Here is a 25,131-nt window from a genome sequence, read left to right on the forward strand (position 1 = left end):
TTATTTGGCCTCTTTGCTCACGTTATTGAGCAAGAATTTACCGATTAGGTCCTCGAGTACCAGGGACGATTGTGTATCGTGAATTGTCTGGCCTTCCTTGAGCACTGTGCTCTCCCCGCCAACGCTCACACCGATGTACTTCTCGCCCAGCAACCCGGCGGTGAGGATGGACGCGGTGGAGTCCACCGGCAAATTGTCCACGCTCTGGTCCAGTTGCATGGTCACGCGCCCGGTGAAGGTATCGCGGTCCAGATCAATCGCGGTGACCTTGCCGATGGTAACCCCGGCCATGGTCACCTTCGCTCTGACCGTAAGGCCGGCGATATTGTCAAAATAGGCGTACAGCTTATAAGTGTCCTGAGCCGAACTCGGCGATAACCCACTGACCCGCAGGGCCAGCAGCAACAGGGCAAGGATCCCGGCCAGGAGAAACAGGCCAACACCGACTTCCAGGGTGCGGTTTTGCATCAGAAATCTCCAAACATCAAAGCGGTCAAAATGAAATCCAGCCCCAGTACGGCCAACGAGGCATACACCACGGTACGGGTCGTGGCGCGGCTGATCCCTTCGGAAGTGGGGTCGCAATCGTAGCCCTGGTACACCGCGATCCAGGTCACTACAAAGGCGAAGGCAACGCTCTTGATAACGCCGTTAAGCACGTCCTCGGTAAAACTTACGCTGTTTTGCATGTTGGCCCAGAACGAGCCTTCGTACACGCCAAGCCAGTCCACCGCGACCCAGGAGCCACCCCAGATACCCACCACGCTAAACAGCGCCGCGAGCACTGGCAGAGAGATAAACCCGGCCCACAAGCGCGGCGCGATGATGTACTTGAGCGGGTCGACCCCGATCATTTCAAGGCTCGACAGTTGCTCGGTAGCCTTCATGTTGCCGATTTCGGCGGCCAATGCCGACCCCGCCCGCCCGGCGAACAACAGCGCGGTGACGACCGGCCCTAGTTCGCGCAGCAAGGTCAGCGCGATCATCTGGCCTACCGCCTGCTCGGAGCCATACTTGGCCAGGATGCTGAAGCCTTGCAGCGACAGCACCCCACCAATAAAAATACCGGACACAACGATGATGGCCAGCGACAGTACCCCTACGGAATACAGCTGTCGCACCAGTAGCGAAAAGCCGCCAGACAGCCCGCCGCGGCTGAACAGTGCGTGCCCTAAAAACAGGGTGGCGCGCCCTAGCCCGCCAAGGGTATCGATGGCCGCTCGCCCCAGCAGGCGAACACGCTCCAATAATGACCTGTGGCGCATCAGCGCTTCCCCAGAAAGTCGGTGGCCAAGGCTGGCGCGGAAAAATGGAAAGGCACGGGGCCATCTGCCTCGCCCTTCATGAACTGGCGAATGCGCGGGTTATCCGAAGCCATGAGCTCTGCCGGCGTACCCTGCCCCAACACTTGCCCATCCCCGACCACATACAGGTAATCGGCGATGCTGGCAGTTTCGGCCAAGTCGTGGGACACCACGATGCTGGTAATGCCCAAGGCATCGTTCAGCAACCTGATCAGCCGCACCAACATGCCCATGGCGATAGGGTCTTGCCCGACGAACGGCTCGTCGTACATCAGGATCTGCGGGTCCATGGCGATTGCGCGAGCCAAGGCAACGCGACGTTTCATACCCCCCGACAGCTCATCGGGCATCAATTCGATAGCACCGCGCAAGCCTACGGCCTGGAGTTTCATCAAAACGATGTCACGGATCATTTCTTCAGGCAGGTCGGTATGCACCCGCAGCGGAAAAGCTACGTTTTCGAAGACGTCCAGGTCGGTGAACAGCGCGCCGCTCTGGAAGAGCACGCCCATGTGCTTGCGAGCGTCGAACAGATCACTGCGCGACAACCGAGGTAAATCTTGGCCATTGACCAGCACTTGGCCACTGAAGGGGCGCAATTGTGCGCCCATCAGCCTTAACAGGGTGGTTTTACCCGACCCCGACGGCCCCATGATGCCGGTCACCTTGCCACGTGGAATGCGGATATCCACGTTCTGGAAAATGCTGCGCGCGCCGCGCTTGAAGGTAACGCCCTTCAGCTCGACAGCGTAGGCGTGTTCGGCACTCATTCGTTCTCCTTACGATGCGACACTCCAGTCAGACGTGCGGGCCTGCGGCCAGGGCACACACCCCGAGTGGTCGACAAGCGGCGCACTATACCACCGCGTACCGGGTGATGGAGCGAACCGCCTGCCTTGGGGCTACTGCCAATGCCCGTGCTGGCCCGTGCGCGGCACTGGCAATCCAGATATAATCCCGGCCTTTTATCAAAGCCAACCTGCCACACATGAACCAAACCCGCGATCTCATTCAGTCGGCGCACCGCACCATTGGCCTGGAAATCAAAGCCGTGGAGGGGTTGCTCGAGCATATCAATGCCGATTTCGTCCACGCCTGCGAGATGATCCTGGCCAGCAACGGTAGGGTCGTGGTGATGGGCATGGGCAAGTCGGGCCATATCGCTCGCAAGATCGCAGCCACCTTGGCCAGCACGGGCACGCCTGCGTTTTTTGTGCACCCGGCCGAGGCCAGTCATGGCGACATGGGCATGATCACGCCCAGCGATATCGTGCTGGCGCTGAGCAACTCCGGCACAACCGCGGAAATCCTTACCCTGCTCCCCCTGATCAAACGCTCGGGCATCCGCTTGATCAGCCTCACCGGCAACCCTGAATCCACCCTGGCGCGAGCTGCCGAGGCCAATCTGGACGCACGAGTGAAGCACGAGGCCTGCCCGTTGAACCTGGCACCCACCTCCTCCACTACCGCGGCGCTGGTACTGGGCGATGCCCTGGCCGTGGCGTTGCTCGAAGCTCGGGGCTTCACCGCCGAGGACTTCGCCTTCTCCCACCCTGGCGGGGCCTTGGGTCGGCGTCTGTTGTTGAAGGTGGAGCAACTGATGCACAGTGGCGCCGCCTTGCCCGCCGTGCGACGCGGCACCCTGCTTAAAGAAGCGCTTCTGGAAATGTCCAGAAAGGGCCTTGGGATGACCGTGGTTCTCGAAGAAAACGGTAGCCTGGCCGGTGTGTTCACCGACGGGGACTTGCGTCGTACCCTGGACCGCAATCTGGATGTGCATGTCACGCCTATCGAACAGGTCATGACCGTCAACGGTCGTTCGGTGACCCCCGAGATGTTGGCGGCTCAGGCCTTGAAAATCATGGAAGACCATAAAATAGGAGCCCTTGTAGTGGTCGATGAACGCAATCAACCCATCGGTGCGGTGAACATGCATGACTTTCTCCGTGCGGGGGTCGTGTAATGGATAGCGCCCTCCTTGAACGCGCCAGCCGCATCAAACTCGCGATTTTCGACGTGGACGGCGTATTGACCGACGGCCGCCTCTACTTTCTTGAAGACGGTAGCGAGATGAAGGCGTTCAATACGCTTGATGGCCAGGGCATTAAAATGCTGATGGCTTCCGGCGTTGCAACGGCGATCATCAGTGGGCGCAAGAGCCCCGCCACGGAGAAGCGCGCCCGCAATCTGGGCATCGGCCATGTGTATCAGGGCCGGGAAGACAAACTTGTAGTGCTTGATGAACTCTTGGGTCAATTGAACCTGTCGTATGAGCAGGTCGCCCACCTGGGTGACGACCTGCCCGACCTGCCGGTGATACGCCGCGTGGGCCTTGGCATGGCGGTAGCCAATGCCAATGCGTTCGTACAACGCCATGCTCACGGGGTGACTCAGGCCAAGGGTGGCGAAGGCGCCGCCCGCGAGTATTGCGAACTCATACTGCGGGCCCAGGGTAATCTGGACGCCGCGCTGAACCATTACCTGTAGGTCGTTCGATGCCAAACCGCAAGCTGCTTACGCTGATCGCCGCCACTCTGTTCGCAGCATTGCTGGTGGCTGTGGGCTATTGGAACCTGAGCCCCGAGCGCTTCCTGGACAACCCCAAGGCCAGCGTGGACGCGAATACCATCGATTACTACGCGATCAACGCCCATACCGTGCAATACCTGCCAAACGGGACCCTGCAGTATGAAATGACCGCTGACAAGGTCGAGCACCTCAAGGCGAGTGAAATCACTCATGTGACCAAGCCCGTAATGGATATCTACCGCGGCACTACCTTCCCCTGGCATGTGGTCAGCGATCGCGCCGAAGTCAATCCGGATGGCAGCGAGGTCGAACTCATCGACGCGGTGAGGCTCAACCGCACCGACCAGCAGAATCGAGCGACCGTCATTACAACGTCCCGCGCGACAGTCTTCCCACAGAAGCAATATGCGCAGACCGATCAAACCGTTAGAATCGACGGCGCCGGTGGCGTAACGACTGCCAAGGGAATGAAAGCGTATTTGAACGACAGCAAGATCCACTTGCTGTCCACTGTAAGAGGACAGTATGAGGCTCGTTAAAACCCTCCCCTTCCTGCTTGGCCTGGGCGCGGTACTGGGAAGCGTGAACGCCTTGGCGCTGCCCACCGACAGGGACCAACCCATTCACATCCAGTCCGACGACGCGCAGCTTGACGACAAGCAGGGCGTGGCCGTGTATACCGGCGGCGTGGTCATCACCCAGGGCTCGATGAAAATCACCGGCAACAAGGTTACGGTGACGCGCGCCTCCAATGGCGACGTAGACGTGTTCACGGCGGTCGGTAACCTGGCGTACTACGAGCAGAAGCCTGCCGTGGACAAACCCATCGTGCAGGCCTATGCAGTGACCATTCAGTATTTTGCGTCTCAGAACCGCATCGTATTGGTGGACAAAGCCAAGGTCATCAACGACGGCAATACGTCCGAAGGCGAGAAAATCGTATACGACACCGTGCGCCAGGTGGTTAACGCTGGCCGTGCTACTGGCAGCAAGGTCACCGCGCCACGCCCACGGATCGACATGGTCATCCAGCCGAAAAAGAAAACCGATCAGCCGCAGAAGGCGCAGTAATGGCAACGTTGAAGGCCCAGCATCTGGCTAAAAGCTACAAAAGCCGGCAAGTGGTAAGGGACGTCAGCCTGTCCATCGACAGTGGGCAGATCGTCGGCTTGCTCGGCCCCAACGGTGCGGGCAAGACCACCTGTTTCTATATGATCGTCGGGCTGGTACAGGCCGATCAGGGCCGCGTGCTGATCGACGACCTGGACGTCAGCCACCAGCCCATGCACGGTCGCGCCCGCGCCGGCATTGGCTACCTGCCCCAGGAAGCATCGATTTTCCGTAAGTTGTCGGTGGCCAATAACATCATGGCCATTCTGGAAACCCGGAAGGACCTTGACGCCGCCGGGCGACGCAAGGAACTGGAAAGCCTACTGCAGGAATTCCATATCACCCACATTCGCGACAACCTGGGCATGAGCCTGTCCGGTGGCGAACGCCGCCGGGTAGAGATCGCACGCGCCTTGGCTACGGCGCCCAAGTTCATCCTACTCGATGAACCCTTCGCTGGCGTGGACCCTATTTCCGTGGGTGATATCAAGCAGATCATCCATCACTTGAAAGCCAAGGGCATAGGCGTGCTCATCACTGACCACAATGTGCGCGAGACCCTGGACATCTGTGAAATCGCCTACATTGTCAACGATGGCCAATTGATTGCAGAAGGCGATTCAGCCACTATCCTGGCCAATGAATTGGTGAAAGACGTTTACCTGGGGCACGAGTTCCGGCTGTAAATGTAAAACCCCCTAGGCAAATGCCCAGGTTTCAGGCATATAATTTGCTTAAAGTCGGGCGCCTTATTAGGCGCTCGTTGTGGATGGCGCTTAGCGCCGGCAAACAAGGTGTCAAGCTCACGCCATGAAACCATCGCTTGTCCTTAAAATGGGCCAGCAACTGACGATGACGCCGCAGTTGCAACAGGCCATCCGCCTTCTCCAGCTTTCTACCCTGGATCTTCAGCAAGAAATCCAGGAGGCGCTCGAGTCCAACCCTATGCTCGAACGGCAGGAAGACGGGGATGATTTCGATAACACAGACCCCCTTGCCGACAAGGTAGAGCATAGTGGCGCAGTGGAAAACCACGAGCCCGCGTTCCAGGAGGCCAACTTCCAGGAAAGCCCTACCACTACCGAGGCCAGCGGCGAGGAAGGTGACTGGAGCGAGCGGATTCCTGACGAGCTTCCCGTAGATACCGCCTGGGAAGACATCTATCAAACCAGCACCAGCAGCCTGCCTTCTGGTGATGACGACGAGTGGGATTTCACTACCCGCACGTCGGCGGGTGAAAGCCTGCAAAGCCACCTGCTGTGGCAGCTGAACCTGGCGCCCATGTCCGATAACGATCGGTTGATTGCCGTAACGTTGATCGACTCCATCAACGGCCAGGGTTATCTGGAAGAAAGCCTGGAAGAAATCTGCCAATCCTTCGACCCGGAGCTGGACATCGAGCTGGACGAGGTAGAAGCCGTGCTTCACCGTATCCAGCAGTTCGAGCCCGCGGGGGTAGCCGCGCGCAACCTGGGCGAATGCCTGGCCTTGCAACTGCGCCAGCTGCCACCTAAAACCCCCTGGCTGGCTGAAGCCCAGCGGCTGGTGACCGAGTACATAGAGTTGCTTGGCAGCCGCGACTATAGCCAACTGATGCGGCGTATGAAACTCAAGGAGGATGAGCTTCGTCAGGTCATAGAGCTGGTGCAAAGCCTCAACCCACGGCCAGGCTCGCAGATCGAAGCCAGCGAGCCGGAATACGTGGTGCCTGATGTTATTGTGCGCAAGGACAGCGATCGCTGGCTGGTGGAACTCAACCAAGAGTCCATGCCGCGGTTGAGGGTCAACCCTCAATATGCAGGTTTCGTACGCCGGGCTGACAGCAGCGCGGACAATACCTTCATGCGTAACCAGCTGCAGGAGGCGCGCTGGTTCATTAAGAGCCTGCAAAGCCGCAACGAAACCCTGATGAAGGTGGCAACGCAGATTGTCGAACACCAACGAGGCTTTCTTGACTACGGCGATGAGGCCATGAAGCCTCTGGTTTTGCATGACATTGCAGAGGCCGTGGGCATGCACGAATCGACCATCTCCCGGGTTACCACGCAAAAGTACATGCATACGCCGCGTGGCATATACGAACTGAAATACTTTTTCTCCAGCCATGTAAGCACCTCGGAGGGCGGTGAGTGCTCGTCCACGGCCATCCGAGCGATCATCAAAAAACTGGTTGCGGCGGAAAATCAGAAAAAGCCATTGAGCGATAGCAAGATCGCTGGTTTACTGGAAGCACAAGGCATTCAGGTAGCACGCCGCACTGTCGCCAAGTACCGTGAGTCCCTCGGGATCGCGCCTTCCAGCGAACGCAAGCGGTTGATGTAGCCTGGCCCGGGCCTGCGAGTTGTCGGTTGCACGGTAAGGCGCATGCCTGGGATGCCACCAGCGTTTCAGTGGCAGGTTTCACACCTGCCTCTTTATGCCCTGGCAATAAGGAGAAGCGGTATGCAAGTCAACATCAGTGGGCACCAGCTGGATGTGACCGACGCAATGCGGGATTACATGACCGAAAAACTCGCCAAGCTCGAGCGGCACTGCGACAAGATCACCAGCGTGCAGGTGATCATGGAAGTGGAAAAACAGCAGCAGCGTGTTGAAGCTACCCTTAGAGTCCCTAAATTCGACGTGGTCGCCGAGGCCAAACACGACGACATGTACGCCGCAATCGACCTTCTCACTGATAAACTTGATCGGCAATTGCTCAAGTACAAGGAAAAACAGCAGAGCCACCTGCAAGGTGCGGCCGCTCGCTAAGCCCCCAATGATCCGACTAGAACAGATCCTGACCCCCGGCCGCTCACTTGTGAACGTGCCGGGCGGCAGTAAGAAACGCGTACTCGAACAGATCGCCAAGTTGATTGCCGAAAACCTTCCTGGCGTGGCACAACAAACCGTGTACGAAGCCCTGATCGCCCGAGAAAAACTTGGCTCCACAGGCTTTGGTAACGGCATTGCCATTCCCCACTGCCGCCTGGAAAACTGCCAGTCGCCGATGAGCGCCCTGCTGCACTTACAAACCCCAGTGGATTTTGACGCCATTGACGGCGCACCCGTAGATTTGATCTTCGTGCTACTGGTGCCCAAAGCTGCTACAGACGCACACCTTGAGCTACTTCGGCAGATCGCCAGCATGCTCGATCGCAAGGACGTACGTGAGCGCCTCCGTTCAGCATCGGATAGTGACGCGCTGTACCAAGTGGTCCTGAACGCCCAGGCTGGCGCCTGATTATGCGCTTGGTCATCGTCAGCGGCCGCTCTGGCTCCGGTAAGAGCACTGCCCTCGATGTCCTTGAAGACAACGGCTTTTACTGCATCGATAACCTTCCGGCGGGGCTGCTGCCTGAATTAGCGGAGCGGGCGATCCTCCACACTGAGCTGGCTCGCCCTTTGGTAGCGGTGTCCATCGACGCACGTAACCTGCCCAGCCACCTCTCCCGCTTTCCCGAGTTGCTCGACGAGGTTCGCCAGAAGCATATTCAATGTGATGTGCTGTTTCTTGACGCGGACGAAGAAACGCTGTTGAAGCGCTTTTCCGAAACCCGTCGCCGCCACCCCCTGACCAGCGCCAACCGTTCGCTGGCCGAAGCCATTCGGGCAGAGAGCGATCTGCTTAGCTCCATCGCTGACTTGGCCGACCTGAAGATCAATACCACCAACCTGAATCTGTACCAGCTGCGGGACACGCTCAAGCTCAGGTTGCTGAACAAGCCAGATGCGGGCACCGCGTTCTTGATTGAATCCTTTGGCTTCAAGCGTGGCATGCCCATGGACGCAGACTTAATGTTCGACGTACGTTGCCTGCCGAACCCGTACTGGAAACCCGAGCTGCGGGAACATTCGGGGCTGGACCAGCCGGTAATCGATTATTTGGCTGCCCAGCCTGAAGTCGAGGAGATGTACCAAGACCTCGCTGCCTATCTGCTTAAATGGCTGCCCCGCTTCGCTGCCAGCAATCGCGCCTACGTGACGGTTGCCATCGGTTGCACGGGAGGGCACCATCGCTCGGTCTATTTGACCGAACGGTTAGGCCAGTTGCTCAGGCCCACCATCGACAACGTCCAGGTTCGCCACCGGGACCTCACCTGAACCCAAGGACTCACCGCGCAATGCCCGCACTCGACATCACCATCATCAACAAGCTGGGCTTGCATGCACGCGCTGCCGCTAAGTTCGTGGGCATTGCCGGGCGCTTCCCATGCCAGGTCCGGGTTGGCCGCAGTGAAGCCAGCCTGGTTGACGGAAAGAGCATTATGGCAGTGATGATGCTCGCCGCAGGCAAGGGTACGCAGATTTACCTAAGCACTGAAGGTGAAAGCGCCCAAGAGGCCCTAAACGCCCTTGTGGAATTGATCAATAACAAATTCGACGAAGGCGAATAACAGGCCTGTAGGAGCCAGCCAAGCTGGCGAACATCACCCACATACCCTTGATAAGGCCTCGGACGCCGTTCGCGAGCCTTGCTCGCTCCTACGAGGATGTGTGTCGGTCTAGGCCATGTGTAGGCGCCAGCAGGGCTGGCGAATGGCCTCAAACGCCTTGAGGTAGGGCGCCGGACTGTTCGCGAGCGTTGCTCGCTCCTACACCGATTGCGGCTTAAGCTGCCTGCAAGGCCGCCTGGTAGCGTTTCTCGACTTCCGCCCAATTGATTACGTTGAAGAAGGCGCCAATGTACTCAGGGCGGCGGTTCTGGTACTTGAGGTAATAAGCGTGTTCCCACACGTCCAGGCCCAGAATAGGCGTATTGCCTTTCATCAAGGGGCTGTCCTGGTTAGCCGTGCTTTCAACGACCAGTTTTTTCTCCGGGGTCACGCTGAGCCAAGCCCAGCCACTGCCAAAGCGGCTGACGGCAGCCTTGGTGAAGGCGTCCTTGAAGGCCTCGAAACCGCCAACATCGCTCTCGATTGCCTGCTGTACTGTGCCCGTAGGCATGCCACCACCCTGGGGGGTCATTACGGTCCAAAACAGTGAGTGGTTGGCATGGCCGCCGCCATTGTTAGCCACTGGGCCTTTGAGTTTATCGTCAAGGCTGCTGTAAGCCGCCATCAGTTTTTCCACGGGCCACTCGGCGTACTCGGTACCTTCAAGGGCAGCGTTGAGGTTATTGATGTAGGTCTGGTGGTGCTTGGTGTGGTGAATTTCCATGGTTTGCGCGTCGATATGAGGCTCGAGCGCTTTGTAGTCATAGGGCAGGCTAGGCAAGGTATGGGGCATGTCAGTGGACTCCGTATCGCGGATGAGCGCCAGTGTGGCGCGACTGTAGGCCCATGGCGCCAGCGAGCAGGCTCGAAGCGCGGGGGTATTGGCCATGGACGGCAGTGAACCCCAGCAGTTCCGTATAGGTGCGATTGCTGTGACGAAGCGCAGCGTCACGCAAGGCTTGAGGAAGGCTTGTTCGGCCTGCGGCCGTTAGCAAATACTGGTGAACAGCGCACAGGTACTCGGCGCTCTCCTCCGGCTGATGGAGCCTTAGGTGAAGGTCAGCCAGATTGTGATGAGAGACCACCAACGCTGACACTGCTTCGTCAGTGTCGGCCCAACGCTCGAAGAGGATTTGCGCCAACGCCAATGCCTGGAGGTAGTACTCCCGTGCGTCCACCCAGTGCCCTTGGGCAAAGAGTGCATTGGCGTGCTGAATGGTTTGTTTCCAATGGTCCATGGCCCGCTCCGCATATAAGGGCGCGCGACGGCAACGCCCAGCTTATGAGATTGACTATTAGTTGATAATAAATCTCAACGCAAACGCAGCGGAGCAAAAATCAATGAAACATGCCCGACGGTCAGCTACCCGCGACCGTCATTCGCTCGATCAATACCGAGCCGGTACGCACGTTGCTGCGCTGTTCCAAATCGTTACCGACTGCAAGGATCTGCTTGAACATGTCTTTCATGTTCCCGGCAATGGTCACCTCCTGAACCGGGAACTGAATTTCGCCGTTCTCCACCCAATACCCGGCCGCGCCACGGGAATAATCCCCCGTCACCATGTTCAAGCCGCTGCCCATGAGTTCAGTCACCAGCAGGCCACGCCCCATGCGGCGGATCAATGCTGCCTGGTCCTCGTTGCCATGGGTCACGAACAGGTTATGCACCCCGCCGGCGTTGGCGGTGCTTGGCATGCCCAGCTTACGGCCCGAATAAGTGCTCAACACATAGGACACCAATCGCCCGCCCTCTACGAAGGGCTTGGCCCGGGTGGCCAGGCCATCGCTGTCAAAACCAGCGCTGCCCAGCGCTCGAGACAAATGAGGGCGTTCATCCAAGGTAAGCCACTCAGGGAACAGCTGCTGCCCCATCGACCCTTCGAGGAAGGATGACTTGCGGTACAGGTTGCCCCCGGATACCGCCGAGAGGAAGCTACCGAACAGCCCACCTGCCAGTTCCGCCGCGAACAGAACCGGCACCTCGCAGGTAGGCACCGGCCGTGCGCCAAGGCGGCTGGCGGCCCGTTCAGCGGCTTTACGCCCTATGGACTCGGGCGAGGCTAGCAGGTGGCCTTCACGGTTCACGTCGTACCAGTAGTCGCGCTGCATCTGGCCGTCTTTCTCGGCGATCATCACACAGCTCAGGCTATGCCGAGTGGAGGCGTAGCCGCCAACGAAACCATGGCTGTTGCCGTACACGCGGCACCCTTGGTGGGTCGACACCTGGCTGCCATCGGCGTTACGGATCAGCGGGTCGGCGTCGAAGGCGGCGGCTTCGCAGGCCAGGGCTAGCTCGATGCTTGCCTCGGGGCTGATGTCCCAAGGGTGGTAGAGGTCCAGCGCGGGCAGTTCACGGGCCATCAGGTCGGCGTCCGCCAACCCGGCGGCCTCGTCTTCAGAGGTATGCTTGGCAATGGCCAACGCCGCTGCCACGGTTTCGCGAATAGCCTCAGGCCCACTGGCCGAGGTGCTGGCCGAGCCTTTGCGCTGGCCCAGGTAAAGGGTGATACCAAAGCCTTGGTCACGGTTGAACTCAACGGTTTCAACTTCGCGCTGGCGAATGGACGTGGACAGCCCCTGCTCGAGGGACACCGCGACTTCACAGGCGCTGGCCCCCTGGCGCTTGGCTTCGGCAATGATCTCGCGAACTTGCTGCTCAAGCAGCGGCAAAGCCTCTGGACCAACGCTTTCGACTGCTTTCATGGGTTTCTCCACACTTCAAAAATGGATCGCGGCAAGGGCCTGCGCTGGCCGGGCCGGACAATCGGCCCCCGACTGGTTATCATGGCGGCGTTTATAAGCGGACGGCCCCCATGGTTGATTCATACGACGATTCCCTCGGCGAGGGAAAAAGCAAGACCCAGGTCAAGCGTGAGCTTCACGCATTGACCGAACTCGGCGAGCGCCTTACCACGCTCAAGCCCGACCTGCTCGCCAAGCTGCCCCTCACGGAGCCATTGCGGCGCGCCTTGGAAGAAGCACCCAAGCACACGGCCAACGCCGCCCTCAAGCGGCACCGGCAGTTCATCGGCAAGCTGATGCGTGACCAAGACACCGATGCGATCTTGCAACTGCTGGATCAAGTGGATGCCTCCACGCGCCAGTACAACGAGCGCTTCCATAACCTGGAGCGCTGGCGCGACCGGTTGATCGCAGGGGACGACAGCGTGCTGGACAGCTTCGTCACCCAGTACCCGGACACCGATCGCCAGCAATTACGCTCGCTGGTTCGCCATGCGCAGCATGAAGCCACGCATAACCGCCCACCGACCGCCAGCCGCAAGATTTTTAAATACATACGCGAGCTGGACGAGCTTCAACGTGGCCTGAAATAGCCCACTCGTGGCGCGGCCGGCTCACGCGCCTGTGCCGCCCACGGTGATGGCGTCGATCTTCAGCGTGGGCTGACCCACGCCTACCGGTACCGATTGACCATCCTTGCCGCAAGTGCCCACGCCGCTGTCCAGCGACAGGTCATTCCCGACCATGCTCACTCGGCCCATGCATTCAGGGCCGTTACCAATCAAGGTAGCGCCTTTGACCGGGGTGGTGATCTTGCCGTCTTCGATCAAATACGCCTCGCTGGTGGAGAACACGAACTTGCCGCTGGTGATGTCTACCTGGCCGCCACCAAGGTTGGCGCAGTACAAGCCCTTTTTCACCGACGCGATGATCTCTTCAGGGTGTTGTTCGCCGGCGAGCATGTACGTGTTGGTCATGCGCGGCATCGGCAGGTGCGCGTAGGATTCACGCCGGCCATTGCCGGTGGCGGCAGCGCCCATCAGGCGAGCATTGAGCTTATCTTGCATATAGCCGGTGAGGATGCCGTTCTCGATCAACGTGGTGCATTGGGTGCGAGTGCCTTCGTCATCCACGCTCAGCGAGCCCCTGCGGCCTTGTAGGGTACCGTCATCGACGATAGTGCATAACGTGGAGGCCACCTGCTCGCCCATCCGGCCGCTATAAGCCGAACTGCCCTTGCGGTTGAAGTCTCCTTCCAGGCCGTGGCCCACGGCTTCGTGCAGCAACACGCCCGACCAGCCCGAGCCTAATACCACCGGCAGGGTACCCGCGGGCGCCGGCTTGGCTTCCAGGTTGACCAGCGCCTGGCGCAGGGCTTCACGGGCATAGCCCATGGCGCGCTCTTCATCGACGAAATAACGGTAGTCGGTACGTGCCCCACCGCCATGCCCACCACGCTCGCGACGGCCGTTCTGCTCTACGATCACGCTAACGTTGAAACGCACCAGCGGGCGAATGTCCGCCGCCAGGCTACCGTCGAGCGCGGCGACCAATACGCGCTCCCATACCCCCGCCATGCTTACGGTGACCTGCTGAATTCGCGGGTCCAGGGTGCGGGTATAGGCGTCGATGCGCTTGAGCAGTTCGACTTTCTCCGCCCGGGACATGACGTCCAGGGGATTGTCCGCAGCATAAAGGGGCTCCAGCGCAGGCGCCTTGAAGGCCTGCACCTGCCCTTGCTGGCCGGCGCGAGAGATGGAGCGGGCAGCCTGCGCGGCGAGGGTCAAGGCTTCACGAGTAATGGTATTGCTGTAGGCGAAACCGGTTTTCTCGCCGGCCTGAGCCCGTACGCCCACGCCTTGGTCGAAGTTGAAACTGCCTTCTTTGACGATCCCGTCTTCCAGCGCCCAGGACTCAGAAATCTGCGCCTGGAAATACAAATCCGCCGCATCGATACCTGGGCCTGCCAGTTCACCCAGCACGCCGCTGAGGCTGTCGAGGGTCAACTCGCCGGGGGTCAACAGCTGTGCGCTGACCGTCGATAACATCTCGCTCATGTTCACTCCGCGAAAGAGGCAGGCCGCGTGGCGCCCTGCAAGGAAAACCGCCGATGCGTCTGCATCGGCCTAGGCCCACGCAGTGCCACTCGGTTGGCGGCGCTTCATGGGCTTGACTCAATTGATGTGCTGCTAAGAGGCGCGGCGCGGCTTACCGCTAACCTACTCCACCTCCCTGTAATGGAGCCACCTATCGCTCCGATCAATGGGCCTTATCGAAAGGCCGATCAAAGGTCAGTTTAGGCTCCTTGAGCGGCCCTTCCACGCGGTATTTCACGCTGATCAACCGGGAGACGCGATCCCCTAGCAGTTTGTCGACCAAGAACAGCGCGCCACCCACGGCAGGCGCACCCACGATCAGCGCGGCCATGGGCAGGTTGGTACTGACCGGCAGCGTGACTCGTAAGCGGGCGTCAACGCGGTCGGCGGCCATGTCCAGGGTACCGTCCAGCTCAAGGTTACTGGAGGGGCCGGTCATGGTAATAGGGGTGCGGGTCACATACACGCCCTCACTGGCGGCCAACTTGCCAGTTACCTTGTCGTAGCTCAGGCCACGACCCAGCAAGTCGGAGAAGTCCAGGCGCAAGCGACGGCCAATCGCATTGAAGTTCAGTAGTCCAAACACGCGCAAGGCCTGTGCACCGCCTTCTACCTCCACAAACTGCCCGCGATTGAGGGTTGCTTCCAGGCTACCGGAATAGCGCTTGGGCGATGCCCAGGCCGGCGAACCTGGCCAGCGCCCGTCTACCTCCAGGGCGAAATCCTTGCTGGTCACGGATGGCGCGAAACGCCAGGCCTTAAGCACATCGGCCAGGTTGCCGCCCTTCACGCTGCCTTTGAACCAACTGCTGGTGCTGCCCGGCGCCCCTTCCCAACTGCCATTGCCCTGTAGTTGCATGCCCTTGAGGCCCAAATCAAGGTCGTTGAGGGCCAAACCACGGGCGTTGGGCCGTAGTTTCAGGGACCAGGCGCCAACCAAGTCATTGCCTTGCCATAGGCGCGCGACCTTCACATTCACCGCGGGTAAGCCGCGAGGGTCCACATCGGCCAAGGGGTCTGGCGCCTCGGGCGGCTCTTCGCCGCTGAGCACGCTCTCGACCGGCGCGGGCAGGCGCACGTCCTGAAGGTCGATGTTCAGGATCTGCGCGGGGTTGTCCGGGAGCGTGGCTTGGCCGGTAAGCTGCGCGCTCTCCACCCGCACCAGCCAGGCCGCGGCGGCACGATCCAGGCGTAGACGAGTTTGCGTGAGCAACTGGCCAAAGGCATTGAGGTTGGCAATGGTCAGGTCCACGGCGTTCATTGGGTTGGCCGCCCCCGTTACAGGCGTCGAGGGGCCCGTGGCTGCCAAGGGCGCGCTGGGCAAGTAACGCTCGCGCACGCCTTGCCAGGCTTTGAAGTCCAGGGTGTCCAGGGTCCCACGCAAGCGCAGGCCGGTGCGCTCTGGCAACTGCGCGGCGCTATCGCCTAACAGCACTTCACCACGACCGGCTGCCAAAGGGCTGGAAAATTGGCCATTGGCGGGTTGATAGAGGAAGCTGGCAAGCTTTGCGTAATCCACTTTCAACTGCCGAGCCTGCCCTTGCAAGTCCAGGGTTACGTGGGTGGGGCGCGCGTCCGACGGGGCTTTGCCATAAGGCGCCGGCAGGTCCACCGTTACGCCATTGAGGTTTGAATCGATGTTCAGCTGGCTGTGTTGCCCCAGACTCAATTTGAGTTGGTAGGGGAACTCGCCACTGGCAGGCACCGGCTGCTTGTAACCCAGCCAGTCACTCAAGGTGGCTACCTCGACCCGGCTGTTGACATTGATTTCGGTCAACGGCGCGTCGGCGTTACCTTTGGCTTCCAAGGTGGCGGTAAATGCCTTGCCCAGGGCTTGCCCGCTCACGCCCTGGCCAGCCAAGCCTTTATCCAGATCGAAGCGGAACGCACCCTTGAGTTGGCTCAGCTCCAAGGCAGGCTCGGCGATTTTCAAACGCGCGCCGCTGGTGTTGAAGTCCACCCCTACCTTGGGAAGTTGACCATGGGCCAAGGGGATGTCCAGGTCTACCCGCCCTTTTAACGGACCTTCCCCTTGCCAGCCGGCGAACATCTCACCAGTGCCGATAGGCGCCGTTTGCAGCAGTTTAATGCCATCACCCAATGGGCCATCGAAGGCGCCTTGAACGCTCAGGTGAGCCGCCTGCCCCTCAGACGCAGGCGGAACGCGAACCTGCACCTCGCTCAGGGCGGTTTCCAACAAACGGCCCCGGTTGGCATCGATGCGCACGTCACCATCCTGCATCGCCACCTTGCCTTCTACTCCGGTCAGCAGTGGCCAGCCCGGCTGGAATGCAAGGGTGGCGTCGCTCACGTCGAAGTACAGCGAAATACTGCGCGCGTGATCGGGCGCGCCATGGGCCAGGCTACCTTGGTACTGGAAATACCCTTCGTTGACCTTACCCTGCTGTACGGCGGTGCGCAGCCAGTCTGCCACTTGCGGGCTTAGTACCTCGGGCAGGTATTTGGGGGTAAAGCGGCCATCGCCATCATGCAGCCCCACGCGCAGGTCCATATAGGGCTCCAACCCCTCGCCGAAGGGCAGGCGGATCATAAAGTCCGCCGCTATCTGCCCTTCCTCGCCGCGCACTTGGATCACCGGCGCCACCAGGCTGAAGCCGTCGCTGTTCAGCCGCCAGCCCACGCGAGCGTGGGCGTCCTGGTAATGCCAGGGCTGCTTGAAAATAGGCCATAGATGGAGCATGAATCGTTCGCTGGCCAGTAGCAGCTCACCCTGGCCCAGGTCGCCACTGATGCTGCCACTGACGTTGGCCGCGCCTGGGGCATTGTGGTAAGGCTGGAAGGCGACATTATCCAGATTGGCGGCAAAGGCCAGGCGGCTGTCGCCTTGGGCCTTGGGGCGAAGTGTGAGCTGCAGGTTGCGCAGCGAGCCGCTAGGCTTGAGGCTGTCCACGGCCAGCGCGGCTTTGTCCGGCCAGGGGGCAAACGCGTCGAGCAGCGGCAAGAGCGGCGCCAGCTCCACACGGTCGGCCTGCACCTGCCAGTCATCCCCGGTTTGTGTGGCGTTGAGCCGACTTGCCCAGCGCTGTTTGCCAAGGGTCATGGCCAAGGGCTGGGCCATGAGGGTATAGCCCTCGCCTTCGCGGCGTACCCAGGCGCTTAAGGCCAGGTCGTCGAGGCTGGCGGTTGGGCGGCCTGTCACACTGCCACGCACCTGCGGCGCATTTAGCCGCAAGGTAGCACTGCTCAGCTGCCAGGCGTTCCAGTCCACCCACAACTCGCCACCGGCCTGCAGGGCTTCGAAGCGCCATTGGCCGGTCAACTTTGGGGGTAACCACTTGGCCCAGTCACTTTGCGGCACGCTCAGGTAGCCCTGTACGGAGGCGGCCTGCCAGTCCGTGCCTGGGATACGCGCGCGCAGTTGCGCGGCTACTGGCTTGCCGTCGGGCAAATGCAGGCGCAGGTCCAGGCGTTCCTCACCCAGCACTGACCGTAGGCTCAGCCCCAAATAGGTAAAGGCGAGAGGGTCTTGCTGCCAGGGCTTGAGGGTGAGCTGGCTGTCCAGCAAGGTCAGCTCACCCAACTGACGCAGGCGCTGCAGCGCCTGGGCGGGGTCTGGAGGGCTGTTGTCTTCATGCCGAGGTAGGCCCTGCAAGGCCCATTGGCCGTCGCTGGCTTGTTCCAGGGTCAGCTGCAAGCCTTCGACCTGCAAGGTGGCGATATGCGGTGTAAGGGTGACCAGGCTGCGCCACAGGCCAGGCACCACCCGCACTTGATCCAGGTGAACCGCGCCCTGCCCGCTTCCCAGGGTAACGTCGCGTACGGTCAATACTGGCGCCAGCCCAGCCCAGGCCCCTTCGAGCCGGCCGACTTCCACCGGCAGGCCCAGCGCCTCGCTGGCCTTGGTAGCCAGGGCCAGGCGGTATTCGCTAACCATGGGCAACAGCTGCCGGCCCAGGCTGACATACAGTGCGAGCAAAACCAGGCACAGCGCGCAGGCGCCAAGGCCCCAGCGAACGAGCGCGCCTACAACCTGTGTCAAACGCGCCATGCCCAGGCCCTTGTACCGTTACGCAACTGACTCAGAGCAGCACCACGTCGTATTGTTCCTGGGAGTACATGCTCTCTACCTGGAAGCGAATGGTGCGGCCAATGAAGGTTTCCAGCTCGGCTACGTTGCCTGACTCTTCGTCCAGCAGCCGGTCGACCACTTTTTGGTTAGCCAGCACCCGATACCCTTCTGCCTGGTAAGCACGCGCCTCGCGAAGGATTTCCCGGAAAATCTCATAGCACACGGTTTCCGGGGTTTTCAGCTTGCCTCGGCCCTGGCAGCAGGCGCAGGGCTCGCACAGCACCTGCTCCAGGCTTTCCCGGGTACGCTTGCGGGTCATCTGCACCAGCCCCAGCTCGGTAATGCCGATGATGTTGGTCTTGGCGTGATCTCGCTCCAGCTGTTTTTCCAGGGTACGTAATACCTGGCGCTGGTGCTCTTCGTCTTCCATGTCGATGAAGTCGATAATGATGATGCCGCCGATATTGCGCAGCCGCAGCTGGCGAGCGATGGCGGTGGCTGCTTCCAGGTTAGTCTTGAAGATGGTTTCCTCAAGGTTGCGATGGCCCACGAAGGCGCCGGTATTCACGTCGATGGTGGTCATGGCCTCGGCCAGGTCCACCACCAGGTAACCGCCGGATTTAAGCGGCACCTTGCGCTCCAGGGCCCGCTGGATTTCATCCTCCACCGCGTACAGGTCGAAGATGGGCCGCTCGCCAGGGTAATGCTCCAGGCGGTCGGCGATTTCCGGCATCAGCTCGCCCACGAACTGGGTGGTTTTCTGGAAGGTTTCCCGGGAGTCGATGCGGATTTTCTCGATTTTCGGGTTCACCAGGTCGCGCAGGGTGCGCAGGGCCAGGCCCAGGTCTTCGTAGATCACCGTGGGCGCGCCAACGGTTTTGATCTGCGCGGCAATCTGGTCCCAAAGCCTTCGCAGGTAGCGAATATCCATCAGGATTTCTTCGGCCCTGGCCCCCTCGGCGGCGGTGCGCAAGATAAACCCGCCAGTCTCCTGTATCGCCTCTTTGGCCACACAATCGCTCACCACCTGTTTGAGGCGTTCGCGCTCGGCCTCTTCCTCGATTTTCAAGGAAATGCCCACATGGCTGGTGCGGGGCATATACACCAGGTAACGGGACGGGATCGAGAGCTGGGTGGTCAGCCGCGCGCCCTTGGAGCCAATAGGGTCTTTGGTCACCTGCACCACCAGGCTCTGGCCTTCATGCACCAGCGCGCTGATGGTTTCCACCGCCGAGCCTTCGCGCAGGGAGATCTCCGAGGCGTGGATAAAGGCCGCGCGCTCCAGGCCGATGTCGATAAAGGCGGCCTGCATGCCGGGCAACACCCGCACCACCTTGCCCTTGTAGATATTCCCAACGATGCCACGGCGCTGAGTGCGCTCCACGTGCACTTCCTGCAATACACCGTTTTCCACCACCGCTACACGGGATTCCATCGGCGTGATGTTGATGAGGATTTCTTCGCTCATGACAGGCTCTCGTCAGGATGGTTGCCCCATGATGCCCGCACTGGCGCCGCGGCGCGACGCCAGCGTAGCCTCATGAGCAATTGCCGGGTTGCCAGCAGGCAATACCGAAGCGGGCCAGCAACGCGGCGGTTTCGCACAAGGGCAGGCCCACCACGGCAGAATAGCTGCCCTCGATGGCCTCCACGAACACCGCGCCCAGGCCCTGAATGGCATAGGCCCCGGCTTTGTCCGCAGGCTCGCCGCTGGCCCAGTAGGCGTCGATCTCCTCGGAAGAAATGGCCCTGAAGCGTACCTGGCTACTGACGCAACACTGCTCCACCGCATCCGTAGCGCATACCGCCACCGCGGTGAGCACGCGGTGCTGGCGGCCGCCGAGGGCGGTTAGCATGCGCCGGGCGTCGTTGGCGCCCGTTGGTTTGCCGAGGATCTGCTCATCCAGGATTACGGCTGTGTCAGCACCCAGCACCACTGCGCCAGCTGGGCTGGCTAGCAACCCAGCGGCAGCTTTGCCCACAGCCAGGCGCCGTACATAGGCTTCGGGCGCTTCCCCGGGCAGTGGGGTTTCGTCGATGCTGGCGGCCACTTGGGTGAAGGCCATGCCAATCTGCGTCAGCAGCTCACGGCGCCGGGGTGAAGCGGAAGCCAGGTAGAGGCTCCTCATGGGGCAATTCCTTTTGTCTCAGCCAAGAACGCGCTAATTGATATTGAAACGCCGGCGCAGGCCTCGCAGCCCGTAGCTGACCCACGGCCATAGCAGCGCGCTGACCACGGCCGGCAGCAGCAGCGCCAACGTGGGCTGGCGGTTACCAGTCAGCGCGCTGAGCCACAGCTGCGCCAACTGAGTAACCCCGAGTACCACGAAGATCACCAGGCTCTGCTGCCACATGGGGAACATCCGCATGCGTTGCTGCAAGGACAGAATCAGGAAGGTGGTCAGGCTGAGGATCAGCGCGTTCTGGCCCAGCAAGGTGCCATAGAGTACATCCTCGGCCAGCCCCAACACCCACGCAGTGGTGATGCCTACCTTGCTCGGTACGTTCAGGCTCCAGAACGCCAGCAGCAGGCCGAGCCACAAAGGCCGTAGCACCTCCATGAACTGCGGTAGGGGCGATACGCTCAGTAGCAGGCCGATAGCGAAGGTCAGCCAGATGATCCAGCCGTGGTTGCGCCGGGTATTGACCATCAATGCGCTCCTGCTGGGCTAGCCGGTGCGCTACGCGCCGGGTGGCTGGCCGCTGGCGTTTTAGTGGGCGCGGCCTGTGGCGCGGGGGTAGCTGCCGGCGCACTGGCAGGCGCGGTGGAGTGCGCCCCGGTGGCCGGAGTGGCGGGATGGGCCGTGGAGGCCGCGCCCGGTACCGCCGCCGCTTCAGGCGCATGGCTGGAGGTAGCGGCCGGTGCACTGCCCGCGGGGGCGCCAGGGGTTGTAGCCGGGGTAGCGCCTTCTTCAGCCTGGGCATCGGAGGTGCGTTGTTCAGGGGTGCGGCTGTCCGAGAACACCAACAGAACATAGCGGCTACGGTTAAGCGCCGCAGTGGGTACCGCCCTTACGATAGCGAAGGGCTGGCCGGAATCGTGAATCACCTCCTTGACCGTGGCTACCGGGTAACCCGCCGGGAACCGTTGGCCCAGCCCGGAGCTGACCAGCAGGTCGCCTTCTTTGATGTCAGCGGTATCGGCCACATGGCGTAATTCGAGCCGTTCGGGGTTGCCAGTGCCACTGGCAATCGCGCGCAGGCCATTGCGGTTTACCTGTACCGGGATGCTATGGGTGCTGTCGGTGAGCAGCAACACTCGGGCGGCATAGGGCATCAGCTCCACCACCTGGCCCATCAAACCTCGCGCGTCGAGCACCGGCTGGCCCAAAAATACCCCGTCGCGCTCGCCCTTGTTAATCAGGATGCGATGGGTAAAGGGGTTAGGGTCCATGCCGATCAATTCGGCTACCTCAACCTTTTCGTTCACCAAGGTGGAGGAGTTGAGCAACTCGCGCAGCCGCACGTTCTGCTCGGTCAGGGCTGCCAGTTTTTGCAGGCGGCCTTGCAGCAGCAGGGCCTCGGTCTTGAGCTTTTCGTTCTCGGCGATCAACTCGGTGCGGCTGCCAAACTGGCTCGCTACGCCCTGCCACATACGTTGCGGCAGGTCGGTGATCCAGTAAGACTGCATCAGTACCAGCGACATCTGGCTGCGCACAGGCTTGAGCAACGTGAAACGGGCGTCGACCACCATCAGGGCGACCGATAGCACGGCCAACACCAACAGGTGCACACCCAGTGAGGGGCCCTTGGCGAACAGCGGTTTAATGGGCTGTTCCTCCTGGGAAGGGGAACGGAAGGTCAGTCATGGATCGACGCCGCGGCAATAACGGAAAACGCAAGCGCCCGGCCACTACATCAGCACCGGGAGGCGCTACTGTAACCGACCGGGCGGCACCCTGGATCATTCGCTGGAGAGCAAATCCATGGTGTGCTTGTCCATCATTTCCAGCGCGCGGCCACCGCCACGGGCAACACAGGTGAGCGGGTCCTCGGCCACGATCACCGGCAAGCCGGTTTCCTGAGCCAGAAGTTTGTCCAGGTCACGCAGCAGCGCGCCGCCGCCCGTGAGTACCAGACCGCGCTCGGCGATGTCCGAAGCGAGTTCTGGCGGGGACTGCTCCAGCGCGCTCTTGACCGCTTGCACGATAGTCGCCAAGGATTCCTGTAGCGCTTCGAGCACTTCGCTGGAATTAAGCGTGAAGGCACGAGGTACGCCCTCGGCCAGGTTGCGGCCGCGCACATCGACTTCGCGCACTTCACCACCTGGATAGGCGGTACCGATCTCTTGCTTGATGCGCTCGGCGGTGGATTCACCGATCAGGCTGCCGTAGTTGCGGCGCACATAGGTCACGATGGCCTCATCGAAGCGATCGCCACCGACCCGAACGGATTCGGCATACACCACACCGTTGAGGGAAATCAGGGCGATTTCAGTAGTACCACCGCCGATATCCACAACCATCGAACCGCGTGCTTCCTCTACCGGCAAGCCGGCGCCGATAGCGGCCGCCATGGGCTCCTCGATCAGGAATACTTCGCGGGCACCGGCACCGAGGGCCGATTCACGAATGGCGCGACGTTCTACCTGGGTGGACTTGCAGGGTACGCAGATCAGCACCCGAGGGCTGGGCTGCAGAAAGCTGTTTTCGTGGACCTTGTTGATGAAGTACTGGAGCATTTTTTCGCACACGCTGAAATCGGCGATCACGCCGTCTTTCATCGGACGAATGGCTGCAATATTACCCGGAGTACGGCCGAGCATGCGTTTGGCCTCGGTGCCGACAGCCACAACGCTCTTCTGGTTGCCGTGTGTGCGTATAGCAACCACAGAGGGCTCATTCAGGACGATACCGCGCTCACGCACGTAAATAAGGGTGTTGGCTGTTCCCAGGTCGATGGACAGATCGCTGGAAAACATGCCACGCAGTTTCTTGAACATGGAAAAGAGACCCTGGCAACGCGTGGGTAAAAAAGTGCGGCAAACTCTAACAACGGCAGGGATTTTGGGCAAGGCGCCAATATGTTAAATTGGCTGTTTTTCCGGGCACACCGCCACACGATCACGGCGTCGTGGTCGTATTTTCGCGGTCAAGTGCCCCGCTGGGCGGACCGTTTCCGCCCGCTTTCTCCTGGAGATCCCCCATGGCGCTCGAACGCTCCGACGTGGAAAAGATCGCCCACTTGGCCCGCCTTGGGCTGAACGAGGCCGATCTACCCCACACCCTAGAGGCTCTCAATAGCATCTTGAGCCTGGCCGACCAGATGCAGGCGGTGGACACCCAAGCGGTCTCGCCCCTGGCCCACCCCCTGGAAGCCCACCAACGCTTGCGGCCCGATCAGGTCACCGAACATAACCAGCGTGACGCCTACCAGGCCATCGCACCGGCCGTCGAGAGCGGCCTGTACCTGGTACCGAAAGTCATCGAGTAAGGGAAAACAGCCTGCCATGCATCATTTGACCCTGGCCGAGATCGCCCGCGCCCTCGCCGCCAAGCACTTCTCTTGCGAAGAGCTTACCCGCGCCCTGCTCGCCCGCATCCAGGCGCTCGATCCGCATCTCAATGCCTTCATCACCGTGACCGAAACCCTGGCCCTCGAGCAGGCGCGCGCCGCCGATGCCCGTCGTGCCGCGGGTGAAAACCACCCACTGCTTGGCGCCCCGTTGGCCCATAAAGACCTGTTCTGCACCCAAGGCGTGCGCACCAGTTGTGGTTCGCGCATGCTGGATAACTTCCAGGCCCCCTACAATGCCACCGTGGTAGAGAAGCTCGCCGTCGCCGGGACCGTGACACTGGGCAAAACCAACATGGACGAGTTCGCCATGGGCTCGGCCAACGAAAGCAGCTACTACGGGCCGGTGAAAAACCCCTGGCAGCTGGAACACGTGCCTGGCGGCTCGTCGGGCGGTTCCGCCGCTGCCGTGGCCGCGCGGCTGTTGCCCGTGACCACTGGCACCGATACCGGCGGTTCCATTCGCCAGCCCGCTGCATTCACCAATCTGACCGGGCTCAAGCCTACCTATGGCCGGGTATCGCGCTGGGGCATGATCGCCTACGCCTCCAGCCTCGACCAAGCCGGCCCCATGGCCCGCAGCGCCGAAGACTGCGCGTTGCTGCTGCAAGGCATGGCCGGCTTCGACCCGAAGGATTCCACCAGCATCGACGAGCCGGTGCCTGACTACAGCGCCACCCTGAACGATTCCCTGGAAGGCCTGCGCATTGGCGTACCCAAGGAATACTTCGGGGCGGGGCTGGACCCACGCATCGCCGAGCGAGTGGAAGCCAGCCTGCGGGAACTGGAAAAGCTCGGCGCGGTAATCAAGCCCATCAGCCTGCCCAACATGCAGCATGCGATCCCCGCGTATTACGTGATCGCGCCAGCCGAGGCCTCCTCCAACCTGTCGCGCTTCGATGGCGTGCGCTTCGGCTACCGCTGCGAAAACCCAGTGGACCTCACCGACCTGTACAAACGCTCCCGTGGCGAAGGTTTCGGGCCCGAAGTGCAACGGCGCATCATGGTCGGGGCCTATGCCTTGTCAGCGGGTTACTACGATGCCTACTACCTCAAGGCCCAGCGCATCCGCCGGCTGATCAAGAACGACTTCATGGCTGCTTTCCAGGAGGTAGACGTGATTCTGGGCCCTACCACGCCTAACCCGGCCTGGAAGCTTGGCGCCAAGGGCCACGACCCGGTGGCCGCGTACCTGGAAGACGTGTACACCATCACCGCCAACCTGGCCGGTGTGCCGGGGCTGTCCATGCCGGTAGGCTTTGCCGACGGCCTGCCAGTGGGCGCGCAACTGCTCGCGCCCTACTTCCAGGAAGGGCGGCTGCTGAACATCGCGCACCGCTACCAGCAAGTCACCGATTGGCATACCCAGTCGCCGGAAGGGTTCTGAG

General features: G+C 61.0%; 26 protein-coding genes. 13 read left to right on the forward strand and 13 right to left on the reverse strand.

All coding sequences use genetic code 11. The features are described from left to right. From mlaD to ACWKV4_RS00830, 3 genes are read right to left on the reverse strand one after another with little or no spacing between them, the layout of a single operon-like run. Nucleotides 1-468: an outer membrane lipid asymmetry maintenance protein MlaD gene (gene mlaD, locus ACWKV4_RS00820; RefSeq protein WP_483830235.1), complete on the reverse strand. Its 468-nt coding sequence runs from the start codon at nucleotides 466-468 to the stop codon at nucleotides 1-3. After that, on the reverse strand, nucleotides 468-1,265 hold the full coding sequence (gene mlaE / locus ACWKV4_RS00825) for a lipid asymmetry maintenance ABC transporter permease subunit MlaE (protein WP_483830236.1): 798 nt from the start codon (nucleotides 1,263-1,265) through the stop codon (nucleotides 468-470). Before mlaE ends, mlaD begins: the two co-directional genes overlap by 1 nt. Then, nucleotides 1,265-2,074, reverse strand: a complete 810-nt coding sequence (locus tag ACWKV4_RS00830) for an ABC transporter ATP-binding protein (protein WP_483830237.1) — start codon at nucleotides 2,072-2,074, stop codon at nucleotides 1,265-1,267. The genes mlaE and ACWKV4_RS00830 overlap by 1 nt, the downstream gene beginning before the upstream one ends. A gap of 218 nt (nucleotides 2,075-2,292) precedes the next feature. Here ACWKV4_RS00830 and ACWKV4_RS00835 point away from each other — a divergent pair, with 218 nt between their 5' ends. The 10 genes from ACWKV4_RS00835 to ACWKV4_RS00880 all read left to right on the forward strand — a co-directional run bounded on the left by ACWKV4_RS00835 (nucleotide 2,293) and on the right by ACWKV4_RS00880 (nucleotide 9,319). Next, the gene (locus tag ACWKV4_RS00835) at nucleotides 2,293-3,267 is read left to right on the forward strand and encodes a KpsF/GutQ family sugar-phosphate isomerase (protein WP_483830238.1); all 975 of its coding nucleotides are present in this window, start codon (nucleotides 2,293-2,295) and stop codon (nucleotides 3,265-3,267) included. Continuing rightward, nucleotides 3,267-3,791 carry a KdsC family phosphatase gene (locus tag ACWKV4_RS00840; RefSeq protein ID WP_483830239.1) on the forward strand — a complete coding sequence of 175 codons (525 nt, stop codon included), beginning with the start codon at nucleotides 3,267-3,269 and terminating at the stop codon, nucleotides 3,789-3,791. The genes ACWKV4_RS00835 and ACWKV4_RS00840 overlap by 1 nt, the downstream gene beginning before the upstream one ends. A gap of 8 nt (nucleotides 3,792-3,799) precedes the next feature. Next, nucleotides 3,800-4,372, forward strand: a complete 573-nt coding sequence (gene lptC / locus ACWKV4_RS00845) for an LPS export ABC transporter periplasmic protein LptC (RefSeq protein ID WP_483830240.1) — start codon at nucleotides 3,800-3,802, stop codon at nucleotides 4,370-4,372. Next, on the forward strand, nucleotides 4,359-4,904 hold the full coding sequence (lptA, locus tag ACWKV4_RS00850; RefSeq protein WP_483830241.1) for a lipopolysaccharide transport periplasmic protein LptA: 546 nt from the start codon (nucleotides 4,359-4,361) through the stop codon (nucleotides 4,902-4,904). Before lptC ends, lptA begins: the two co-directional genes overlap by 14 nt. Continuing rightward, the gene (gene lptB, locus ACWKV4_RS00855) at nucleotides 4,904-5,629 is read left to right on the forward strand and encodes an LPS export ABC transporter ATP-binding protein (protein WP_483830242.1); all 726 of its coding nucleotides are present in this window, start codon (nucleotides 4,904-4,906) and stop codon (nucleotides 5,627-5,629) included. The genes lptA and lptB overlap by 1 nt, the downstream gene beginning before the upstream one ends. 124 nt (nucleotides 5,630-5,753) lie before the next feature. Further along, complete coding sequence (locus ACWKV4_RS00860; protein ID WP_483830243.1) at nucleotides 5,754-7,265, forward strand: RNA polymerase factor sigma-54; 1,512 nt, start codon at nucleotides 5,754-5,756, stop codon at nucleotides 7,263-7,265. A 120-nt stretch (nucleotides 7,266-7,385) separates the two neighbouring features. Then, entirely contained in the window at nucleotides 7,386-7,694 is a 309-nt protein-coding gene (hpf, locus tag ACWKV4_RS00865) for a ribosome hibernation-promoting factor, HPF/YfiA family (protein WP_483830244.1), read from the forward strand. 7 nt (nucleotides 7,695-7,701) lie between these two features. After that, on the forward strand, nucleotides 7,702-8,166 hold the full coding sequence (gene ptsN / locus ACWKV4_RS00870; RefSeq protein ID WP_483830245.1) for a PTS IIA-like nitrogen regulatory protein PtsN: 465 nt from the start codon (nucleotides 7,702-7,704) through the stop codon (nucleotides 8,164-8,166). A 2-nt stretch (nucleotides 8,167-8,168) separates the two neighbouring features. Beyond that, on the forward strand, nucleotides 8,169-9,026 hold the full coding sequence (gene rapZ / locus ACWKV4_RS00875) for an RNase adapter RapZ (RefSeq protein ID WP_483830246.1): 858 nt from the start codon (nucleotides 8,169-8,171) through the stop codon (nucleotides 9,024-9,026). A 20-nt stretch (nucleotides 9,027-9,046) separates the two neighbouring features. Continuing rightward, nucleotides 9,047-9,319 carry an HPr family phosphocarrier protein gene (locus ACWKV4_RS00880; RefSeq protein ID WP_483830247.1) on the forward strand — a complete coding sequence of 91 codons (273 nt, stop codon included), beginning with the start codon at nucleotides 9,047-9,049 and terminating at the stop codon, nucleotides 9,317-9,319. A gap of 214 nt (nucleotides 9,320-9,533) precedes the next feature. On the opposite strand, the gene ACWKV4_RS00885 is transcribed toward ACWKV4_RS00880, so the two are convergent. The 3 genes from ACWKV4_RS00885 to pmbA form a co-directional block, all read right to left on the reverse strand. Continuing rightward, nucleotides 9,534-10,151 (reverse strand): superoxide dismutase, encoded by a 618-nt coding sequence (locus ACWKV4_RS00885; protein ID WP_483830248.1) that lies wholly within the window; start codon nucleotides 10,149-10,151, stop codon nucleotides 9,534-9,536. 1 nt (nucleotide 10,152) lies between these two features. Next, nucleotides 10,153-10,596, reverse strand: coding sequence for a DUF2753 family protein (locus ACWKV4_RS00890; RefSeq protein ID WP_483830249.1), 444 nt, complete (start codon nucleotides 10,594-10,596; stop codon nucleotides 10,153-10,155). A gap of 121 nt (nucleotides 10,597-10,717) precedes the next feature. Next, nucleotides 10,718-12,064 carry a metalloprotease PmbA gene (gene pmbA, locus ACWKV4_RS00895; protein WP_483830250.1) on the reverse strand — a complete coding sequence of 449 codons (1,347 nt, stop codon included), beginning with the start codon at nucleotides 12,062-12,064 and terminating at the stop codon, nucleotides 10,718-10,720. Nucleotides 12,065-12,174: 110 nt separating this feature from the next. Between pmbA and yjgA the strand changes: the two genes are divergently transcribed. Next, nucleotides 12,175-12,696 carry a ribosome biogenesis factor YjgA gene (yjgA, locus tag ACWKV4_RS00900; protein WP_483830251.1) on the forward strand — a complete coding sequence of 174 codons (522 nt, stop codon included), beginning with the start codon at nucleotides 12,175-12,177 and terminating at the stop codon, nucleotides 12,694-12,696. Nucleotides 12,697-12,717: 21 nt separating this feature from the next. Here yjgA and tldD read toward each other — a convergent pair whose 3' ends face one another. From tldD to mreB, 7 genes are all read right to left on the reverse strand, one after another. Further along, complete coding sequence (gene tldD / locus ACWKV4_RS00905) at nucleotides 12,718-14,160, reverse strand: metalloprotease TldD (RefSeq protein WP_483830252.1); 1,443 nt, start codon at nucleotides 14,158-14,160, stop codon at nucleotides 12,718-12,720. Between the two features lie 202 nt (nucleotides 14,161-14,362). Further along, nucleotides 14,363-18,208 (reverse strand): YhdP family protein, encoded by a 3,846-nt coding sequence (locus ACWKV4_RS00910; RefSeq protein WP_483830253.1) that lies wholly within the window; start codon nucleotides 18,206-18,208, stop codon nucleotides 14,363-14,365. A gap of 31 nt (nucleotides 18,209-18,239) precedes the next feature. After that, the gene (rng, locus tag ACWKV4_RS00915) at nucleotides 18,240-19,697 is read right to left on the reverse strand and encodes a ribonuclease G (RefSeq protein WP_483830254.1); all 1,458 of its coding nucleotides are present in this window, start codon (nucleotides 19,695-19,697) and stop codon (nucleotides 18,240-18,242) included. 70 nt (nucleotides 19,698-19,767) lie between these two features. After that, entirely contained in the window at nucleotides 19,768-20,358 is a 591-nt protein-coding gene (locus ACWKV4_RS00920) for a Maf family protein (protein WP_483830255.1), read from the reverse strand. Nucleotides 20,359-20,391: 33 nt separating this feature from the next. Then, nucleotides 20,392-20,880, reverse strand: coding sequence for a rod shape-determining protein MreD (gene mreD, locus ACWKV4_RS00925; RefSeq protein ID WP_483830256.1), 489 nt, complete (start codon nucleotides 20,878-20,880; stop codon nucleotides 20,392-20,394). After that, on the reverse strand, nucleotides 20,880-21,962 hold the full coding sequence (mreC, locus tag ACWKV4_RS00930) for a rod shape-determining protein MreC (protein WP_483830257.1): 1,083 nt from the start codon (nucleotides 21,960-21,962) through the stop codon (nucleotides 20,880-20,882). The genes mreD and mreC overlap by 1 nt, the downstream gene beginning before the upstream one ends. A gap of 171 nt (nucleotides 21,963-22,133) precedes the next feature. Beyond that, a complete protein-coding gene (gene mreB, locus ACWKV4_RS00935; RefSeq protein ID WP_168083969.1) occupies nucleotides 22,134-23,171 on the reverse strand; it encodes a rod shape-determining protein MreB in 1,038 nt (345 codons plus the stop codon). Nucleotides 23,172-23,374: 203 nt separating this feature from the next. On the opposite strand from mreB, the gene gatC reads away from it, so the two are divergent. Then, on the forward strand, nucleotides 23,375-23,662 hold the full coding sequence (gatC, locus tag ACWKV4_RS00940) for an Asp-tRNA(Asn)/Glu-tRNA(Gln) amidotransferase subunit GatC (RefSeq protein ID WP_483830258.1): 288 nt from the start codon (nucleotides 23,375-23,377) through the stop codon (nucleotides 23,660-23,662). A 16-nt stretch (nucleotides 23,663-23,678) separates the two neighbouring features. Then, the gene (gene gatA, locus ACWKV4_RS00945; RefSeq protein WP_483830259.1) at nucleotides 23,679-25,130 is read left to right on the forward strand and encodes an Asp-tRNA(Asn)/Glu-tRNA(Gln) amidotransferase subunit GatA; all 1,452 of its coding nucleotides are present in this window, start codon (nucleotides 23,679-23,681) and stop codon (nucleotides 25,128-25,130) included. Nucleotide 25,131: the final 1 nt, after the last annotated feature.

The sequence above is a fragment of the Pseudomonas artemisiae genome (assembly GCF_057128685.1).

Bases quoted from the DNA above. Each gene is read 5' to 3' on its own strand.
- mlaD (WP_483830235.1), bottom strand. From the start codon at position 468: ATGCAAAACCGCACCCTGGAAGTCGGTGTTGGCCTGTTTCTCCTGGCC.
- mlaE (WP_483830236.1), bottom strand. From the start codon at position 1,265: ATGCGCCACAGGTCATTATTGGAGCGTGTTCGCCTGCTGGGGCGAGCG.
- ACWKV4_RS00830 (WP_483830237.1), bottom strand. From the start codon at position 2,074: ATGAGTGCCGAACACGCCTACGCTGTCGAGCTGAAGGGCGTTACCTTC.
- ACWKV4_RS00835 (WP_483830238.1), top strand. From the start codon at position 2,293: ATGAACCAAACCCGCGATCTCATTCAGTCGGCGCACCGCACCATTGGC.
- ACWKV4_RS00840 (WP_483830239.1), top strand. From the start codon at position 3,267: ATGGATAGCGCCCTCCTTGAACGCGCCAGCCGCATCAAACTCGCGATT.
- lptC (WP_483830240.1), top strand. From the start codon at position 3,800: ATGCCAAACCGCAAGCTGCTTACGCTGATCGCCGCCACTCTGTTCGCA.
- lptA (WP_483830241.1), top strand. From the start codon at position 4,359: ATGAGGCTCGTTAAAACCCTCCCCTTCCTGCTTGGCCTGGGCGCGGTA.
- lptB (WP_483830242.1), top strand. From the start codon at position 4,904: ATGGCAACGTTGAAGGCCCAGCATCTGGCTAAAAGCTACAAAAGCCGG.
- ACWKV4_RS00860 (WP_483830243.1), top strand. From the start codon at position 5,754: ATGAAACCATCGCTTGTCCTTAAAATGGGCCAGCAACTGACGATGACG.
- hpf (WP_483830244.1), top strand. From the start codon at position 7,386: ATGCAAGTCAACATCAGTGGGCACCAGCTGGATGTGACCGACGCAATG.
- ptsN (WP_483830245.1), top strand. From the start codon at position 7,702: ATGATCCGACTAGAACAGATCCTGACCCCCGGCCGCTCACTTGTGAAC.
- rapZ (WP_483830246.1), top strand. From the start codon at position 8,169: ATGCGCTTGGTCATCGTCAGCGGCCGCTCTGGCTCCGGTAAGAGCACT.
- ACWKV4_RS00880 (WP_483830247.1), top strand. From the start codon at position 9,047: ATGCCCGCACTCGACATCACCATCATCAACAAGCTGGGCTTGCATGCA.
- ACWKV4_RS00885 (WP_483830248.1), bottom strand. From the start codon at position 10,151: ATGCCCCATACCTTGCCTAGCCTGCCCTATGACTACAAAGCGCTCGAG.
- ACWKV4_RS00890 (WP_483830249.1), bottom strand. From the start codon at position 10,596: ATGGACCATTGGAAACAAACCATTCAGCACGCCAATGCACTCTTTGCC.
- pmbA (WP_483830250.1), bottom strand. From the start codon at position 12,064: ATGAAAGCAGTCGAAAGCGTTGGTCCAGAGGCTTTGCCGCTGCTTGAG.
- yjgA (WP_483830251.1), top strand. From the start codon at position 12,175: ATGGTTGATTCATACGACGATTCCCTCGGCGAGGGAAAAAGCAAGACC.
- tldD (WP_483830252.1), bottom strand. From the start codon at position 14,160: ATGAGCGAGATGTTATCGACGGTCAGCGCACAGCTGTTGACCCCCGGC.
- ACWKV4_RS00910 (WP_483830253.1), bottom strand. From the start codon at position 18,208: ATGGCGCGTTTGACACAGGTTGTAGGCGCGCTCGTTCGCTGGGGCCTT.
- rng (WP_483830254.1), bottom strand. From the start codon at position 19,697: ATGAGCGAAGAAATCCTCATCAACATCACGCCGATGGAATCCCGTGTA.
- ACWKV4_RS00920 (WP_483830255.1), bottom strand. From the start codon at position 20,358: ATGAGGAGCCTCTACCTGGCTTCCGCTTCACCCCGGCGCCGTGAGCTG.
- mreD (WP_483830256.1), bottom strand. From the start codon at position 20,880: ATGGTCAATACCCGGCGCAACCACGGCTGGATCATCTGGCTGACCTTC.
- mreB (WP_168083969.1), bottom strand. From the start codon at position 23,171: ATGTTCAAGAAACTGCGTGGCATGTTTTCCAGCGATCTGTCCATCGAC.
- gatC (WP_483830258.1), top strand. From the start codon at position 23,375: ATGGCGCTCGAACGCTCCGACGTGGAAAAGATCGCCCACTTGGCCCGC.
- gatA (WP_483830259.1), top strand. From the start codon at position 23,679: ATGCATCATTTGACCCTGGCCGAGATCGCCCGCGCCCTCGCCGCCAAG.